The sequence below is a fragment of the Candidatus Poribacteria bacterium genome (assembly GCA_028820845.1).
Classification (GTDB): domain Bacteria; phylum Poribacteria; class WGA-4E; order WGA-4E; family WGA-3G; genus WGA-3G.
In genome coordinates this window covers 11,191-29,401 of record JAPPII010000065.1, presented here as the reverse complement: position 1 = coordinate 29,401, position 18,211 = coordinate 11,191, and the positions used below count along the sequence as shown (strand labels likewise).

At 46.9% G+C, this 18,211-nt stretch carries 7 protein-coding genes; 1 reads left to right on the top strand and 6 read right to left on the bottom strand.

From position 1 onward, the window contains the following. The first annotated feature begins 155 nt into the window (after positions 1-155). Positions 156-1,922 carry a hypothetical protein gene (locus tag OXN25_13190; GenBank protein MDE0425813.1) on the top strand — a complete coding sequence of 589 codons (1,767 nt, stop codon included), beginning with the start codon at positions 156-158 and terminating at the stop codon, positions 1,920-1,922. 124 nt (positions 1,923-2,046) lie between these two features. On the opposite strand, the gene ileS is transcribed toward OXN25_13190, so the two are convergent. The 6 genes from ileS to OXN25_13160 all read right to left on the bottom strand — a co-directional run bounded on the left by ileS (position 2,047) and on the right by OXN25_13160 (position 18,119). After that, a complete protein-coding gene (gene ileS, locus OXN25_13185; protein ID MDE0425812.1) occupies positions 2,047-5,190 on the bottom strand; it encodes an isoleucine--tRNA ligase in 3,144 nt (1,047 codons plus the stop codon). A 591-nt stretch (positions 5,191-5,781) separates the two neighbouring features. Further along, positions 5,782-8,010, bottom strand: coding sequence for a TonB-dependent receptor (locus OXN25_13180; GenBank protein MDE0425811.1), 2,229 nt, complete (start codon positions 8,008-8,010; stop codon positions 5,782-5,784). 1,448 nt (positions 8,011-9,458) lie between these two features. Further along, entirely contained in the window at positions 9,459-11,081 is a 1,623-nt protein-coding gene (locus OXN25_13175; protein MDE0425810.1) for a hypothetical protein, read from the bottom strand. Positions 11,082-11,878: 797 nt separating this feature from the next. After that, positions 11,879-14,245 (bottom strand): Eco57I restriction-modification methylase domain-containing protein, encoded by a 2,367-nt coding sequence (locus OXN25_13170; protein MDE0425809.1) that lies wholly within the window; start codon positions 14,243-14,245, stop codon positions 11,879-11,881. After that, positions 14,167-15,069, bottom strand: a complete 903-nt coding sequence (locus tag OXN25_13165; GenBank protein MDE0425808.1) for a hypothetical protein — start codon at positions 15,067-15,069, stop codon at positions 14,167-14,169. Before OXN25_13165 ends, OXN25_13170 begins: the two co-directional genes overlap by 79 nt. Beyond that, positions 15,069-18,119, bottom strand: a complete 3,051-nt coding sequence (locus tag OXN25_13160) for a helicase-related protein (GenBank protein MDE0425807.1) — start codon at positions 18,117-18,119, stop codon at positions 15,069-15,071. Before OXN25_13160 ends, OXN25_13165 begins: the two co-directional genes overlap by 1 nt. Positions 18,120-18,211: the final 92 nt, after the last annotated feature.

Here is an 18,211-nt window from a genome sequence, read left to right as displayed (position 1 = left end):
CATCAGTGATCAGCAGTCAGCAGAGCGACTTAATGGTTTGTGGGAACCTCACCAGCAGAGGTGGAACGTTAATGCCTTATCCTCTTCTGAAATCTCCGTTGATTTCTCAGCCAAAAAGCGGTAAAATAGTTAGAAATTAAAAGGAGATTACTTTGATGAAATTGCTACTGCCTTTGTTAGTTTTTACACTCGGCATCGGAGTCCACGCCGCTGTAGCGGCACCTTCAGATGCACCCGACACACCCCCATGGAAACCCATAGGAAAATACACACACCCCGACATCCAAGAAAGTTCCGGCATTGTTACAAGCCAGCAGTTTGAAGGTGTCTATTGGACCCTCAATGACTCTGGCAATCCTGCGACACTTTACGCGACAAAAATAGATGGTGAATTAATCCAAGAGATCGCTGTGCAGGGTTCAAAAAACTTCGACTGGGAAGCCCTCGGTATCGACTCAGAAAACCGACTCTGGATCGGTGAAATCGGCAATAATAGTAGATTACGACAAGATTTGAAGGTGGTCGTTGTTGCAGAACCCGACCCGTTCAAAGATACAGAAGTGGAGGTCATCGCAAGTTATCCGTATCGGTATCCCAATGAGAATGTGGATGCGGAAGGACTCTTTATTGGGGGAGGCACTCCTTATATCGTCTCTAAGGAACGAGAACGCGCTGTGCTTTACCGGTTTCCAACCCTCGAACCCGACGTAAAACAGGTCTTAGTGCATGTCGGTGAATTCACTGGGGCGAAACTCGTGACAGGTGCGGGATTGTCCGAAGACGGGACGCGGCTTGCTGTCTGCACTTACGACGCGCTCTGGGTATATCAGGGTACATTGGATAATTTAGCGCAGATGATTCAAGGCGCACCGCGACACTTATCGCACGATTTTAGCGGGGAAGCTGTCTGCTTTGACGGCTACGATCTTGTCCTAACAAACGAGGGGCGCGACCTCTATCGGCTGCCACAATTTTGGTATGAGAAAGCGTTACCGCTGCCTCCTAAAGACACACAATCAATAGCCTTGGGCCAGGGAAAAGAATATAGTTTAGAGGCTGAGATAGAAACGTACCGCGCAGCAGGCATAGATATAGGTGGAAGTCATGTCGCATTGACACCGAAAACCGCCGGAGAGATAGGAACTTTAACGATTCCAATTGAAGTGTCTCACGGAAATGCTTATGAAATCAGTGCTGTTTTAACGCGTGGACCGGAATACGCGCAGGTCGAACTATCGGCAAACGACACTGTGGTCGGGACACCCTACGACTGCTATGCTGCTGAACCGATCGCTGGGACATTGGTTTCGTTTGGAACTGCTCCCCTGAACGCAGGGACAAACCAAATCGTGTTTAGCATCGTCGGAAAGGCAGATGAGGCGACAGGCTATAAAATCGGTATCGATTCCTATCAGGTCCTGCACGCTTCACCGCTTGTTAAACATTACATGATATTGGGTCCGTTTCCCAAGACAGATGTTGAGACGATTGACAACACGCTGACTCCCGGAAGTCGATTGGATCTGAAGGCAGCTTACACAGATATGCATGGCAGAGCGATCCAGTGGCGGGAAGCAGCTGCAGTGGGAGACGGTTTCCTCAATTTAGGGACAAATCTTGGTTTTGAGTCGTCAGCCGTCGGATACGCGCTGGTATACGTCTACGCACCGGAAGCAACGGATTCTGTGTTATTGCTCGGGAGTGATGATGGTGCGACTGTGTGGTTGAACGGTTCTGAAATCTACCGAATCGACACTAACCGTCCTCCGATACCGGACGAAGATGCCGTTCCGTGTCGGCTCAATGCGGGGTGGAACGAGGTTTTGTGTAAGATTAGTCAAGAGGGTTGGGGTTGGGGACTCTACTTACGGTTTACGGATGTAGCTGGGGTTCTTAAGTATAGCATCCGACCAGAAGAATAATAGCAAATAGTGCTACTATGTGCAAGTCTACTTGCATATAGTAGCGTTTTTCTGCTGCATCGCGTGGGCAAACGGATGATGTCTTTGGCGAGGTTAGGAAACCTCGCCAGTAAAGATAGATGTTTTAAACCTTTTCGACGCTTAAGGTTGCGGGTTCACCGTTGAGTTTCTGTGCAACCGTGAAGGCGTTTCCACTCGGAGTCTCGACAACGGTTGTTGTCAGTGTCTCTTGCAAAATGTAATCCCGATGCACCTCAAACGCTTCCTCAACAAGCGATGACGGCGTTTCAAGGCTGAATTTAATCCGGTCTGAGACGTTGAAATTGGCATCTTTGCGCATATTCTGGATTTTGTTGACGAGTTCGCGCGCTAAGCCTTCAAGCGTCAATTCGTGCGTCAGTTCCGTTGACAGCGCGACGAATTTCCGCGCGTCTACCTCCACAAAGAAACCCTCTCGATTCTGTGTCTGCACGTCGATGTCTGACTGCTCAAGGGTATACGTCTCTCCCGATGCCTCAATCTGTAAACTGCCAGTGGCTTCCAGTTCCGTCTTCAGTTGCATCGTATCTGCGGTAGCGAGTGCCTTTGCGATGGCTTGCACGCCTTTGCCGTATTTCGGTCCCAACACCCTGAAGTTCGGCTTGAGCGTTACCTGTGAGAATGCGTCCAGATTTTCTACGAAGGCAATAGCCTTGACATTGAGTTCATCGTGGATGAGTTCTGACAAACGGTTAACAGTCTCTTTTTCTCCATCAGAAAGTCCGCCAAGCGTGAACTCAGCAAGTGGTTGACGCGTTTTAATGCCTGACTTGTTCCGTGCCGCATGCCCCATGCTGATGACCTCGCGTGTGAACGCCATATCGGTTTCGAGTTGGGTATCCTTCAGCGAGGCATCTGCAACCGGGTATTCCGCAAGGTGAACACTCAGTGGTGCGTCAGGATCAAGCGAGCAGACGAGGTTTCGGTAGAGTTCGTCCGACAGAAACGGCGTAAACGGCGCAGCGAGTTTGGCAACGGTTACAAGCACTTCATAAAGTGTTGCGTAAGCAGCCTGCTTGTCGGGTCCGGCTTCCGCACCCCAGAAACGGTCGCGGGAACGACGGACGTACCAGTTACTGAGGTCGTCCACAAACGCCTCAATGGCGCGCGGTGCGTTTGTGAGATGGTAATTCTCCATGTTATTGCGCACACTGTCAATGAGGGTATGGAGGCGTGATAAGATCCATCTATCAACAGTAGCACGTTCTGCAACAGGTGGTGCACCTTTCAGGACATCAATCTGCTCTAAGTTAGCATACATAACGAAGAAACTGTAGACATTGTGAAGGGTTCCCATGAACTTCTTCAAGGCTTCGTCAATGCCTTCCATTTTGAAAGTGCGTGGTGTCCACGGTGTGGTTGCGGTGAACATGTACCAGCGCAGTGCATCTGCGCCTTGCTTGTCAAGGATTGTCCACGGATCTACTGTGTTCCCTCGGCTTTTACTCATTTTTTGGCCGTCGGGTCCCATGATGAGTTCAAGGCAGAGGCAGTTCTTGTAAGCGGGTTTATCGTAGAGGAGTGTGCCGGTTGCCAAAAGACTATAGAACCAACCACGGGTCTGATCGATGGCTTCGGAGATGAAATCAGCAGGGTACGTTTGTTCGAGCATTTCCTTGTTTTCAAATGGATAGTGCCATTGTGCTGTGTGTGCACATCCAGAATCGAACCAGCAGTCAATTACATCTTGCACGCGATGCATTGTGCCGCTGCACTTGTTACAAGCGAGGACAACGTCGTCTACATACGGACGGTGGAGTTCAACATCGTCTGGAACGTCGGTGCCGAGTTCTTTCAGCTCGGCGATACTACCGACGCAGTGCTGATGCCCACAGTCCTTGCAGACCCAAACGGGTAAGGGTGTTCCCCAATAACGCTCACGACTCAATCCCCAGTCAATGTTGTTCTCCAACCAGTTGCCGAACCGTCCGTCCTTGAGGTGTTCTGGATACCAGTTGATTTGCTGGTTGTGCTTGAGCATCTGTTCTCGGAGGGCGGTCGTCCGGACGAACCATGATTCACGTGCATAGTAAAGCAGTGGGTTATCACACCGCCAACAGAAGGGGTATTGGTGGGTATATTCGGTAGCCTTAAATAATAAGCCGCGTCCTTCTAAGTTCTGAATGATTTTCGGATCAGCGTCTTTGACGTATTCACCTGCCCAGGGTTCTTTAACTTTTGGGACGAATCTACCGTCGGTCCCGACTAATTGCACGAATGGCATGTTGTGCTTCTGTCCGATTTCAAAATCATCTTGTCCGAAAGCGGGTGCGATATGGACCAAGCCGCTCCCCTCTGTCGTCGTGACGAAATCGGCTGTGACGATGTAGTGGGATTTTTCTGGGTGCTGTCCACTGTCAAACAACGGTTCGTATTCCCAGTTGCGGAGGTCTTTGCCTTTATAGTTCTCAACGATTTGTGGAGATTCATCTTCAAATAGACTCGGCAGACACTCCTTTGCGAGGATGAGGCGTTGCCCATTATGCTCAACGGCGACGTAATCGTAGTCCTCACCGACAGCGACGGCAACGTTAGAGGGCAACGTCCACGGTGTCGTCGTCCAGACGAGTAGATAGGTACTCTCCTGATTTCTTAACGGGAAACGTACAAAGATTGATGGGTCGGCGACCTCTTGATAGCCGAGTGCGACTTCGTGGCTTGCTAAGGTCGTCCCGCACCGATAGCAGTAGGGTTGCACCTTGTGTCCCTGATAGAGCAGTTCCTTATCCCACGCCTGCCGGAGGACCCACCAGATGCTTTCGATGTAGTCGTTTGACAGCGTGATATAGGCATCGTCAAGGTTGAGCCAGTATCCGATGCGCTCCGTCATCTGTCGCCAATCCTGTTCGTATTGGAAGACGTTTTCTTTACATTTTTCGATGAAGTTCTGAACGCCGTAAGCCTCCAATTCGGCTTTGTTTCTAATATTGAGTTGTTTTTCGACCTGATATTCAACCGGGAGTCCGTGTGTGTCCCAGCCTGCTTTCCTGTGAACGTAGTGTCCGGTCATTGTTTTGTAGCGGCAAACGGCATCCTTCATGACGCGTGCGAGGACGTGATGTACGCCGGGGGGTGCATTCGCAAACGGGGGTCCCTCTAAGAATACGAAAGGCGGTGCATCTTTGCGGACCTCCATGCTTCTCTGAAAGATGTCGTTTTCACGCCAAAACGCCAAGGTCTGTTTTTCTTTTTCAGCAAACGTGAATTGTGGTGATACCTCTTCAAACATAGGAAATTCCTCTTGCTCTTGTGGAAGATTGGAAACACGTCTCTTCCATCCATACTTCCTGCTATCTGGAAGCGTGGAAGAATGGCATTAAGTGCCTTCCAGACCTCCTGACGTATTTTCAAAAAAAAAACACCCACACCGAAATTGTCCGTTTCAGTGATGGGCGTCCAAATAAAAACTGCGTATCTGCCTGTGATTAGCCCACCACAGTCCGACGGATAGCAATAATAATGGATATAGCGCGCGAACCCACGACAGCACGCAGGCTATCTTGATATAGGGCTTTGGAGCGCAGAGGTTTTCTATATTGCGACATCAGTGTAGTAAGCGATTTTTGGTCCATGTTTTGTTGGCACGATGTAATATTGTTGTAAACGTGTACTTATTAAGTATAATACAACATTCTACGCGGGATGTCAAATATTTTTTTTGTTACCTAAGAAAGAGCGAGGTTAGGAAACCTCGCCAGCGAGGGGCGGGACGTATGTATTTATTTTTAGGATCTACCATAGTTTTAAGGAATTATTGGGTTTCGCGTCTCTTTTCGAGGATCCGGTGCGGTTAGGAAACCGCACCTACCGAGTCTGGGATTCAAAAATGCCGCGTCATTTCCAGACTCCAAAACCGGGGTTCGTTGACGTAACCCGTCAGATTGTTGAAATCAATGCCGCCGGTAGGAGATGTATCGTTGAGGATGTTGCGTCCGATAAGTGCTACCTCTATGTCAGCATAAGGCAATAGACAGGCGAGACGAACCCCGCCTTGCAAGAGCAAGTCATCGGCAAATTCTACAGATTCGTAGAGAAAGAATCGGACTCGGCTGCGATATGCCCAGTCCGTGGATGCAATAAGACGTGTGCCTCCGGGTAGGTTGAGGACGTAGTGAAGCGTTACATCTGCAATCCAACCGGGTGCTTGGGGTAGACTGTTGCCATTAATGGAGAAAGTTCCTTCAGCAGCGGCGCGCGGATCCAGCACTGTACACGGCGCACCACAGCCTTGTATCGCTAAATTCGGATCGTCAATACGCGTCTGGTTGTAACTGAGTCCTGCTGAAATCTCCAGTGATGTAGTTGGTGCAAAACTCAATTCTGCCTCAACACCGCGTCCAATAGTGCCTTCGGCGTTCACTAACCGATTGAAGTTTGCCTCGCCACCGACTGCGGTGAGCTGCTGATCCTGCATAAGATATTGGAACGCACCCATATTCAGGTGTAACCGTTGCTGCCATAGACGCAACTTCGTGCCGCCTTCAATGGAGAGAATAGTCTCTGTATCCGCCACCGTGACGGTATCGCCAAACAGCAAACGTCCCTGAATACTGGGGGCGCGGAATCCGCGTGCGGTGCGCAGATAGGTCTGGACGTTAGGTGAAATGCTATAGCGGAGACTCAGATCCCCACTCCACACTGTGTCTTGCGGGTTCTGATGGATGGGACCGAGTGGACCTGCTCCAATCGGTGATTTGTCTCGCCATGCTGTATAGTCTTTCGCATCGTGAGAGAGTCGCAAGCCAGCAGCCAATTCCAAATCCTCAAGCCATTGGAAGGTCATCGCTCCAAACGCCGCCTGTGCTGTAGCCGTTTGTTCTTGGCGTACCGATCCGTCCAAAGTGCCGCCTGCCAACGTATTGTAGTTGAAATCCTCCATCTCTACAAACTCATGAAAATAGTAGATCCCGAACTGATAGACGAGACGACGTGCTGCTGGACTCATGAAGCGGACTTCTTGGCTAAACTGGCGGAGTGCGGGAATACCGGATGCGGTTTCAGAGGGAAAGGGAATCTCGCCGGGACCGCTCGGTGGACTGAATACAGCACCGTAACCACCGTCTATGTCCCCGCGTGAGAAGTTAGTGAGTCGTTCCAATCCTGTGAGCGAAATTAGTTGGAAGTTTCCGATATCGTAGCGAACTTCAGCAGTCGAACCTTGTGTTCTCAGGGTTTGTTCATTGCGTCCGTCGTGTGCGATGCGGTCGCGGGTGAAATCTTGAACCAGTCCGGTTTCACCTTTTGACAAGATATTGGCGCGAAACAGGCGCGCCGTGCCGTCAAGATCGCGGGCATGGAACTTGAGCCACGCTTCGAGTTCGGGCATCGGGGTCCAGAGCAGCTGGAACCGTCCAGCCAAGTCCCGATGTCCTCCGAGGGCATTGTCTTCACCGGTGTGCTCATTATCGACCCAGTCGTTCCGCCACTGCGCAAGAAGTGAAAGTCTTGCGGAGAGAACGGACGGAACGAGTGGACCCGACACCGCCCCCTCAAAATTACTGGTGTTGAACTGCCCGTAGCTCAGTCGTCCGTATCCGTCTAACGTCTGCGTCGGACGCGCCGATTCAAATTTTACAGTACCCGCGGGTGTATTGCGTCCGAACAGTGTTCCTTGTGGACCCCGTAGCACCTCTATCCGATCCAAATCAAAAGCAGGAAAGCCTTTTAACAGGGCGTTTTCAAGAACAACCCCGTCGTAAAGGATTGACACGGGTTGTGAAGCGTTAAGGTCAAAGTCATTGTTCCCAAGACCGCGAATGAAAAAGCGTGGAAAGATGCGTCCGAATGAGGATTCTATTTGTAAACTGGGGGTGCGGTTGGACAAAAAACGGACATCCATACCGGACGAGCGCAAAATATCGGATTTCTCGCCTCGGATTGTGGAAACGGAGAGCGAGACTTCAAAAGACCGCTGTTCACGCTTGCGGGCGGTAACGACGACCTCTTCCAGCCTAATAACATCTTCAGTCTCCTCATCGGCGACGACGGTTAGAGATATAGATAGTATTGCCAAGAAAACGAAAACACAAAGTTGTTTACCAAAATTCATATTGCCTCTCAGATCAGATGTGATAATGTGTGATAATGAAAGCCCTATACCTAATGAACAACTAATATTGTAACATATTGGTATCTGAAAAGCAATTTTGGTCTGGCAGGGAGATAATGTTCTCGGAAATATAGGCGTGAATACAGTTTTAACTTAACGATATATTTTTTAGAAATTCCCCTTAAAAATGTTACACTGGTGTAACATTTGGTGTGTGGCGTGTAACGTTAGAGAACTTAGTGGCCGTAAGGGTTCGTTGATGTTTAATTTTCTGTTGTGAAAAAAATAATTTGGCGAAAAGTGTAACATTTTTTCTTGTTTTGAAAGTAGCGCAGGATTGTCGTAAAAGGGACAATTAAGCATAATCTGTGAATGCGTGAAGATGGCGTTGTTTTCGGGTCTTTCATTTTGGCGTATCACCTTATTATAGAATTACCTTTATAGTATAACATATATAATCAAAGTATGCAAATTTATTTTTATTTTTTTAGGGGATTGTTAATGGCGGTTGGTGATTAGCAGTTGGTGCCGGGGGATTGATGTGTAAAGGTCGCCTTTGAGGCGTACGCGGCAGCGATAGACGATTTTGATCGCGCCATCAAACTCGATCTGGGGTTTGCGCCTGCCTATCACCAGCGGGGGCTTGCGAAGCAGGCGATTGGACAGGAAAAAGCAGCAGCGGATTTTCGGAAGGCACAGCAACTGGATCCGAACGTGGGGAAATGAAAGGTAATTGTCTGAACTGTGATTTTTGTGATTCTGTGATTTTTGTGATAAGAGGTGCTTCCTGTATGAAAATGCCCTGTTATAGAATTACCAAAGTATTTTTTGAAACTTCATAAAGATTGCGCTACAAAGGGGGCAACTTCGGTTAAGCTGTGGGAGGGGTTTCTAACCCCGATACGCTCCTACAAGTGGCGGTCAGAAGCTCTCAACGGTGAGTGGAGACTCGTCTGAATCACGGATTTTCGCGGATTACACGGATGAACGCGGAAAATATACACTTTGACAGATTTACGCTACTGTGTGAAGAAAAAGGGCTCCGACCTTATTTTCAGATCTGTGTCATTGCCTCTTTAGTCCCAGCGGGGCGATATGTTTATAGAGACGCCATACCCCCACCAAGCAAACCCCCGGGGAATGCCCTAAGGCATTCATACCTTTGATTTCGGGGCGATATGTGTATCATACAGATAAAGAATCTAATGGAAAATGTAGGCGTTGATTGTCTGAATCACGGATTTTCGCAGATTATACGGATTAACACGGAACGGACAAAATTAACCAGATTCGCTTTGTCTTTTGCAAAGAAAGAGGATTTCGACCTACGCATAGATCGAAACCCTCATAAATAAACACGCGGAACAGTATGTATTTGGTTCGTAGTAGTGCGATTCATCGCACGTTCGGAAATTACCAATAAATTCTTAAACGTCATACAGTTCGTACTATTCACCTTCACCGCTTTTATCGCTGAGTTTGCCATTGCGGACAGCAAGTATGAGGAAATCAAGAAATTGCACAGCCTCTCTGAGAATCTTAGCGAACGCCTCTGGGCGATTTAGATTCTCAAGGTCGAAATGGGCAGATCCTCTTTTATATCGTGAATCTTGCAAGAGTTCGCGATGGGACCCACCCCGAGTATTTCGCAAATCCCATAAGCATCGTAAAAAAATAATATGTTTTTCAGCATCCTCGACTTTTCGGAAATTCAAAACATATTCAAGACGGTTAATACCTCGTTTAATATCCTTGCGTTTGCTAACAGGTATCAAAGCCTCTAAGCGTTCTTCGTTCAATCTCTCGATTAATATATTGGCAAGATCCAAGATGGAGTCTTTAAAATGAGATTCTTCGTCAACAGCAAAGATTCTTAAGCGTTGAAGTCGGTACTCGTCTCCAGAACTCAGAGGTTTCAACAATTGCCAATCAAGACATTCATCACATGCCTTTTGCAACTGATCATAACTTTGCTTGAACAAGAGATCCGGCTGGTCTGGACTCGCCCACTCTCCCAAAACCATTCGCCTATAAAAGGTGTCACTCACATCCCCTTCTGGTGGAATGTTATGAGATTTCCAATGTAATTGTTCCGCGTAAGGCAGATGTATTCCAAGATGGTCTAAGAGGACACAAACCTTGTCAGGGTTATCGTTGTCAATCTGCATACTCCACAATCCACGACTCTCCACCGAGCCCTCAACGCTGTATTTACTAGGCTCATTATAGTATTTATCTAAAACCTGTTTGCGAAAATGGATAGGAGTGATGTCCCATGGGGCATCTGGATTTTCACCGGAAACTTTTTTTAATTTACGTGGATTACACGTATGATAAACCTCATCACCGTTATCGTCAACATCGACGATGAATTCGACGTACTCTGGTTCCTCAGCAAAATCCCCAAAACCGCTCTTAGATTTAGGCAGAGGCTCAATAAGTTTTCTTCCTCTTAGTCTGCTAATTGACTGAAAATTTTGAACTGGAATATCCCAATGACGATAAGTCCAGCACATAAGCCCTTTGCATTTGAAGTCACACTGTTCAGATTCGCTGAGTCCAAGTTCCTCAACAGAATATTCCGAATACTCATTGAATTCAAATAGCAGCGAGAGGTACATCTCTTTGATAGCTAAGAACTGCCGAATTTCCTTGAATCTTATCTGAACTTCATTAGGCTTAACAATAGCGACCATCGTTTCATTTCCGGCATCATCAATTTTGATATATTTATCCGTTTTTCTGTCGTGATAGAGATTGTGGAAATGGCGAAATTCTTCAGATATCTCATTGTAATTTTCTCTTATTCCACCAAAGGAACGACAAATAATCAGCGGTTCCATCTCGTTTTCAGTACCGTAGCGGTCACCAATCCTTGCCTCAGAAAGCACCTGCTCAATCTGATCTTGCGGAACCAATTCGGAAAGAATAAAATAGTCGATATGACGTTTTTTCTCCACCCCCTGGTCCCAACGGTACACGGTGACCATCTCGGTCGCTTTCAAGTCGCGTCGAATCCACTCTAAGTTATGTGTTTGCGATAATCGCTCTCGGTCTGCCACAATGCTCATAACTCCACTTTCTCCTTATTTTTAACTAACAAAAGGGCATAAAGAGCACTTCCTAAGAATAGGAGCGTACTCCAAGCCCATTTTATTAATGTATGTTAATTTATTTAGAAATAGTATATTACGTAACTTTACGTTTGAACGCGTTGAAAAAATATGGAGCTGTTACATCCTAATCTCAATAGTTCAAAATTTCCACCGCTTCTCTATTTCGCAAGATTCAATGTAATGCTTAAGTTTCCGTAAATTGATCTTATGTTTACGAGCCGCTTCCTTGAAAATAACAATCGTCAACCGTCCACAAAATCTCTTTTCCCAACAGGCAGCTTTAATAATTTGCCTAACCCATACATCTAACGGAATCTGAATCGCAGCAAGGTGATCACTCGAAATAGTTACTGTAAGATCCCTTAATTCACCTTGAGTGCCAATATCCTTAAGAGGCTTTCGCCATTTCTTGAAATGTTTTCTGATTTTCCGCGATGAACTAAATTTTTCAGATGGATAAATTATACCCCCCCCCACTATTCAGTGTTAAGTAATTTCTTATGTGAATTTCTATCAACATACCTGTATCCAACCTGTAATTTACCGAAGACAACCGGATTTTACCAAGAACGCCGCGCGTAAAAAGATAGAGAAAACCTATAGTCGTAATTAAATCTGCAAATATGGCATGACCTTCTATCAAATTGTTCAACATGTCCTTTTATCTCCGTAAATCAAGTTGCAAAATAATGAGTGATTGGTGAATAAGTATAACACACGAAACCCTGCAAGTCAAGGGAAAAGCCGGAATATCACATCTCCATCCCTGCATCCCGATACGTCTGCTTAATCAGTTCAATCTCCGCATCGGTCAATCCATACAACTGATACACCAACTTATCTATCTCCCGCTCGATTTCACGCACGCCACCACTTTCTGGGTCTGCAAGTATCTGTTCAACCAAATCTGTCAGCTCTGCTTTTTGTGCCGCAGTCCGACCCGCTATCGGAACCTTCTCCATGTATTGGGCAAAGAAGCGCAATCTGCCGCCTTTCCATGGATCGTTGATACTCTGAAACTTGTGTCGGGCATACCAATCAAAAAGCTTACTGTTCAAAATAGCAAGTAAGGAGAGATCATTAGTAGGTATGAAGTGTGTTGTGTTTAATCCAAACGATTTCGTTGTATCATAACAAGCGTATAGAGACTTTGCTGTATCTGGATAGATAATCTTAGGATCATCAAAATCTAAGTAATAAGCAGCATTGGCTTGAATTTCATACCATTCATAACTTCCTGATGCGCGGCTTTCAAGGGATTCTCTGTATTGATTTAAGTAATCTCTGATAACCGGATACCGTCCAATATCAATCCCCTGACGCGTGAAAATCAGATAATGCTCGGTCCTTTTTGTTCGCCACTTTTTAAGGTCACGCCCCCTCAGTACAGGTTTTATGAGTTCGTCGCTTCTTGCATCTTCCACAATCAATTGCTGACGTATAGACTCACTAATGATAAACGCGTCATTACATCCAGTCTTTACGCCCATGTGGAACACTCCACCGACATATTCTCCTAACGGTATGCCAGTTTGTTGTAGTTTTGCGAGCAATCTAATTACCTTTGACGATGTTAGTGCCCATCCATTTGCTGATAGATCACAAACATTCATCAAAAAAGCACGCTCTTGAAATGCTTCGGCAAGACGCGGGATATCAGATTTATCACGAAACGTCGCGGCAAAAAAGGCTTCAGCGTTCGGTGCTCTACTTTCATATAGGAAAATACAGGTATCCACACCTGCCTTAAAAACAGGGACACTTCCAAAATCAAGCAACCTATGAAAGTATACCTTATCGGTAAAGAATTTCCGGAGTTTTTTGCTGAATCCTGCACGCAAAAACGAGTTGGAAGAAATATAAGTAAGGACACCACTTGTGCGGAGCAGCTCGGTACCGCGCTTGTAAAAATAGACATAGAGGTCTGCGGTGCCGGCATATACTTCTGAAAATAATCGCCTTAAAGTCGGTTTAATCGGTCTGATAAGTTCTTGGCGAACATAAGGAGGATTACCAATGACGACATCAAATCCACCTTCTTGGAATACCTCCGAAAACTTGACTTGCCAGACAAACTCATCTTTGTTTGCACTCCATCCTTGGAGGGTTTTTTCGAGATCAGCAATTACCTTTTGAAGTTCCCGCTTCTCTGGGTCGGTGTAGGTGACAAGATAGTTAGATTTATGCTCTTGAATCTGTTGAATCAGGTGGTCCTCATGTCGAATTTGTTCGTCCAAGGGTTCCGGTGCGGGTCCTGTTAAACTGTCTCCCGTTGCAACTTTATAGTCCAAATTGGGCAGCGGTTCTGGCGTTTCACCGTCAAAGTCGACGGCAAGGCTGAGCCACAATCGGAGCATGGCAATATTGGTAGCGAAGTCGTCTTTATCTACGCCGTAGAGGTTTTGCTGAATGATGTCGAGTTTGCGTTGGTAGGTTGTTGTGGAATCAATCTGATTGCTTTGGAAGAGTGCCTCTCGTAAGCGAAGCAATTCGCTCATCATACCGAGTAGATAGGCACCACTTCCACATGCTGGATCGCAAATACGCAGCGTTTGGAGAACTTCTAATACCTTCTCTGGGTTCCGGATTTCTGTCGCATCACCATCGTCAACAAACTTTTTAAGGCAGTCCTCTGTCTCGTCGGTTTTGTTCTGGAGGCAGATTTTCAGACTCTCTCGGCACATGAAGGAGACAACGGGGCGCGGTGTGTAGTAGCTGCCGGTGTCGTGTCTGCCGGTTACGAGCTCTTCAAACACCTTTCCGAGCATTTCTGGGTCTACTGCCACCTCAATATCAAGGGGTGTGGATTCGGTTACTGTGAAGTTGTAGCGTTCAAAGAGTTCGAGGATTTCGGCGAATTTGTCATTAGGGATATGGACGGCGTTGCGCTGGTCATATTCCTGCATTTCAAAGAGTCCACCGTTGAGAAAGGGTACTTCGCCGCGGCGTTCGACAGCTACGGCTGACTCCTCAGGTAAGTCTCCTGCATTACCGAGTCCATGAAAGAATGCCCAATAGAGGCGGTCGTTGAGGAAATTTTCTACAGTACTCGGAATATCATTAACATGCTCTGTCCCCCCTCCCCACTTATCACAGAGGTAGTAGTTAGCACACGCCATGTTCCGTCCCCAGCATTGAAGAGGGCGCGTAAGTAGTTTCGGTCACCGTTGTAGGTGAGCCATCCCTTCTTTTCTATGAAACGCAGGAACATCAGTCGGTTAAAGAGACGTTGGGTATAAAGCCGGCGGGTTTCTGTTTCGTTTTCTGGGATGCCTTCAACAGCGTTTTCTACTTGCGCGAAGACGCGTTGGTAGTCGGTGAAGAATTTATCGGTCACTGCTTCTACATCAAATGCCGCTTGCCATGCTTTTAGCCACCCCTCGTCATCTGAAAATCCCTCACTTGGAAAGGTGAGCGCAGGGAGGTTATATTCACAGAGCGTGCGGATATGCGTATCGCCTTGTTCCCAAGAGAAGATGGAAAGCACGGCACGTCGCCAGTTGTCCGTGGTGGATGCGAAGTGCGCGAAGGCAAAGCGTTGAAAATCGGTTGTGGTGCAGATAAAGAGGAGGTGGTCGTGTCTCCATGCGGGGAGGCTTGCGTCTCGGTCGCGCCGTTCAACGAGTCCACGAAGGACGCGGCGTAATGCTGTGCGATAAATCAGTTCACTGTCGAATTGGAGAAAAAAGATGCCCCACGGCTGCGTGCTGTCTGAAAAATCAAACTCTAACTGATGGGTTGGGAATGGTGGGAGCTGCTGGCAGTTAACGACCAATTCTTCAGTCAGTTCATCAAGATCAAGCTCCTCAGCGGACCAAGGGAAGGCAATATCTTCAAGTTCAACGTCTTCGGGGATGTGCCAGTCGAGTTTTTCGCGTAGAAAATCTAAAAGGGTGTCGAAGTTGTGAATGTTATGGATGTCGTCTGGGGTTATGTAAGGCATTAAGAAATCTCCATCCATGCGATGAGTTTAGGTTTCGTCCCCATCGGTGCTTGTATGCGCATAAGATAAGCGTTTATATGGCGTTCAATTCGCTTGCGAGCATCTACAAGTCCACCGGGACCGCTTTCCGTCCAGCGTTCTGTATTCTCGGCACACCGGATTTCGGGCCATATTTCTTCAACATTGTCAAGAACCGCATCAATTTCAGCGTCATAGAAGTACCATTTAATTTCACGATTTGGCATCTCGTAGCAACAGAAAAGTCCAATAGAACCAACGCGATCAGGTGAAATAGGTTCTCCATCGCGATTAAGAAAAGGCGGTGGCTCTTCGTCAACGGGTTTGCCCGAAAAGAGACGCAGTGGAAGGTTTGGCAATTGCCTCCAGAGTTCTGGATGAGATTCAGAGATACGTTGACGTTCAAGATTCATCAATTCTTCCGTGTTTTCCGTGCCTTCATAACGTTCATTGAACAACTGAAGGGTTTTATTGTCGTCGTCGGGCGAAACGAATTTTCCTTCAATACCGAGCGTGCGACTGATACGGAGGATTTTGCCATCGACCCGTTTTCGGAGTTTAAGGATGTCATCAAGTTCGGCGGGAGGCAGGAAATTCCAGACGTGGACAGTCGGATCTGTCCGGCTGAGCTGTTTCTCAATTTCTGGGTCAAGCCGCCGGTCTAATCTACCGATGCGTTGCATGAGTCGGACGGGATTCCAATGCAAATCGTAGTTGATAACAATAGACGCATCTTGTAGGTTAAGCCCTTCAGCGAGTACATCCGTCGTGATGAGTTTCTGAACAGGCAAAACGCTTTGAGGAGATTTTCCGTTATAGCAAGGCGAAAAGCGTTCGATAATTTCTTCTCGGTTTACCTTCCGGCGGCTATCAATTTGCTCAATATCTTTGAAACCGGCATACCGCAGTTGGGTATAAAGATAACGAGCGGTGTCACAAAACTCAGTAAAGATGAGTACTTTCTCGTTAGCGTGTTCTTTTAAGAGTTTAAGAAGCTGCTGGAGTTTATCATCTTGCGCTGTAGCGGGTTCGCTTGCCAACTGGTCGTGATAAAAAAGTCGATAGATTCGACTGAGGAGTCCCGTCAAGAAATTCATATCGTCCACAACATCGTCAAACAACCTGTCTACATCGTGGTCTTCCGGGATAAAATCGTCATCAGTTTCAACTGAGGCGAGGTCGTCTTCCTCTTCAGAGGGATTGGATGCAACGGAGCGTTGCAGGTTTTCTGGGGTGGGTTGTGATGGGATATCATCTTCTTGGAGTCGTTTTAGAATGTGTTTCTGAACAACGCGCCACCATCTCCGGTTCGTGCCTTCCCACATCTTAAAGCGTTCAGGGGCATGTTTTTTCAACCAGTCCGCCATCTTGAGGAGTAAATTTTCAACGGTTGCTTCAAACGCGCGCCATGAACTTTCCAAGCGTTTGAGTACAAGGGTCCGGATGAGACCGATAACCTGTTTTTCGCGCTGTTCAATCCGTTTCTCAGGGTTTTTGTGATACTTAACAGTGTTATAAATTGCCAGATTGAGAAATGGATCGTATCGATCAAAGGCATTTTGAAGTTCATCATAGAGGGTTCGATAGACCCGGCGAAGCGAGTAATCAACTGTGGGGTGTATAGTACGCTCAGGAAAAAGGATATGTGTTCCTGATTCTTTCTCGGCCTCCTTGATATACTTTCGACTTCGCTGAATAAGCACCTGTTTCAATAATGGGTCTTGACGTAAAAAGTCGTCTTCTTCAACCTGTTCGACAATTTCAGTGTCTTCATTCTCAAGTCGTTTTTCAATACCGCGGAAGTGCTTGCGGAAATCATGCATGCCGATGCTGGCGAAATGTCTTCTGTTGTTTTGCCCAAAGTAATTAATCAGATGATAGATATCATCAAGGCTATTATTGATCGGCGTAGCAGTGAGGAGATAGAGTTTCTTGTCTCTGGCAAGCTCCATCAGAAGCCTGCCACGGTTGGAACGGGGATTCCGAAAATGATGTGCTTCATCTATAATAATGACATCTGTGTGTTTTCGGAAGTAATCGAGTTCTTCCTCGCTTATCCCACCTTGACGACCGAGATCGGTGTGCAGTTTAATACGATAGTGTTCCTGAAGGAAAAGGGGATATTTCGACTGGAGTTGGCGACTCACTTGGCTATTCCAGACACTCTCTGCAACTGACTTAGGGGTAATGAGCAAAACGCGTTTGTTCTCTCTTAGATAGCGTTCAAGCAGCATCAAACCGATGTAGGTTTTACCGCTACCGACTCCATCGCAGATAAGCGCGCCATTCCAAGTATCTGCTATCTGGAGTGCAGCATGGTAGCCGTCTTTTTGGTACTGCGAAAGCGTTTGGTAAATCACCGATTCGTTTTCTTCCCACTCATCGGCAGGTTTTTCGCGTCCTCTGAAGTAGGTATGGAGTGCTTTGGCATAAACGGTAAAGGGTGAGTACTCCTTAAGGTGCCGCTCAATTGTGCGGAGCAGCTCGGCTTTCACTTCGGAGGCTTCCTCCCAACGGGCATCGTACCAATCGTTGAGCTTCTCAATATGTGTGGCATCTGTGATGAAAGAATTCAACTCAACGTTTTGGGTGAGTCCTGGAGTGGTGAAATTGGAACTGCCGACGGTAGCGAAATCAACAAGACTTGATTTTTGGGCATGCATCAAGTTGAGTTTCGCGTGAAATTTGGCTTTGTCATAAACGCGAACGGCGATTTGTCCCCTGCGAATTGCATCTCGGACAGCAGCAAGTCCATGGAGGGTGTCATCTTGTTCTTTTACGGATTCAATATTATCATCTGTGACTTCTTGTAATGCCTTGATTAGATGATCTTTTGTGCGTTTTGTAGTCTCGTCGCCCATTAGGAGACGGATTCCATCTAAATGTCGCCATGTCTCGCCGAGCGATAGGAATGCACCGATTTCAAATGTTCCGGTGGCTATGTCTAAACTGACACTTTTTATGAGTAGGCTCTCAAGGGCTTTCAGGAGGGTGTTGCCGTCTACGTTGTCAATGAGTGTCGGAATTTTCATGCGCGTTCAATTTTTCTTTCTATAGGGTTTATTTGATTGTATCACAGGAAAAATAAATTTTCAAATTTTTATTAGCCATGGAGTGTTAGTTT

What these genes read in the sequence shown, in the direction of transcription:
- OXN25_13180 (MDE0425811.1), bottom strand. Translation starts at nt 8,010, where the DNA reads ATGAATTTTGGTAAACAACTTTGTGTTTTCGTTTTCTTGGCAATACTA.
- OXN25_13170 (MDE0425809.1), bottom strand. Translation starts at nt 14,245, where the DNA reads ATGGCGTGTGCTAACTACTACCTCTGTGATAAGTGGGGAGGGGGGACA.
- ileS (MDE0425812.1), bottom strand. Translation starts at nt 5,190, where the DNA reads ATGTTTGAAGAGGTATCACCACAATTCACGTTTGCTGAAAAAGAAAAA.
- OXN25_13175 (MDE0425810.1), bottom strand. Translation starts at nt 11,081, where the DNA reads ATGAGCATTGTGGCAGACCGAGAGCGATTATCGCAAACACATAACTTA.
- OXN25_13160 (MDE0425807.1), bottom strand. Translation starts at nt 18,119, where the DNA reads ATGAAAATTCCGACACTCATTGACAACGTAGACGGCAACACCCTCCTG.
- OXN25_13190 (MDE0425813.1), top strand. Translation starts at nt 156, where the DNA reads ATGAAATTGCTACTGCCTTTGTTAGTTTTTACACTCGGCATCGGAGTC.
- OXN25_13165 (MDE0425808.1), bottom strand. Translation starts at nt 15,069, where the DNA reads ATGCCTTACATAACCCCAGACGACATCCATAACATTCACAACTTCGAC.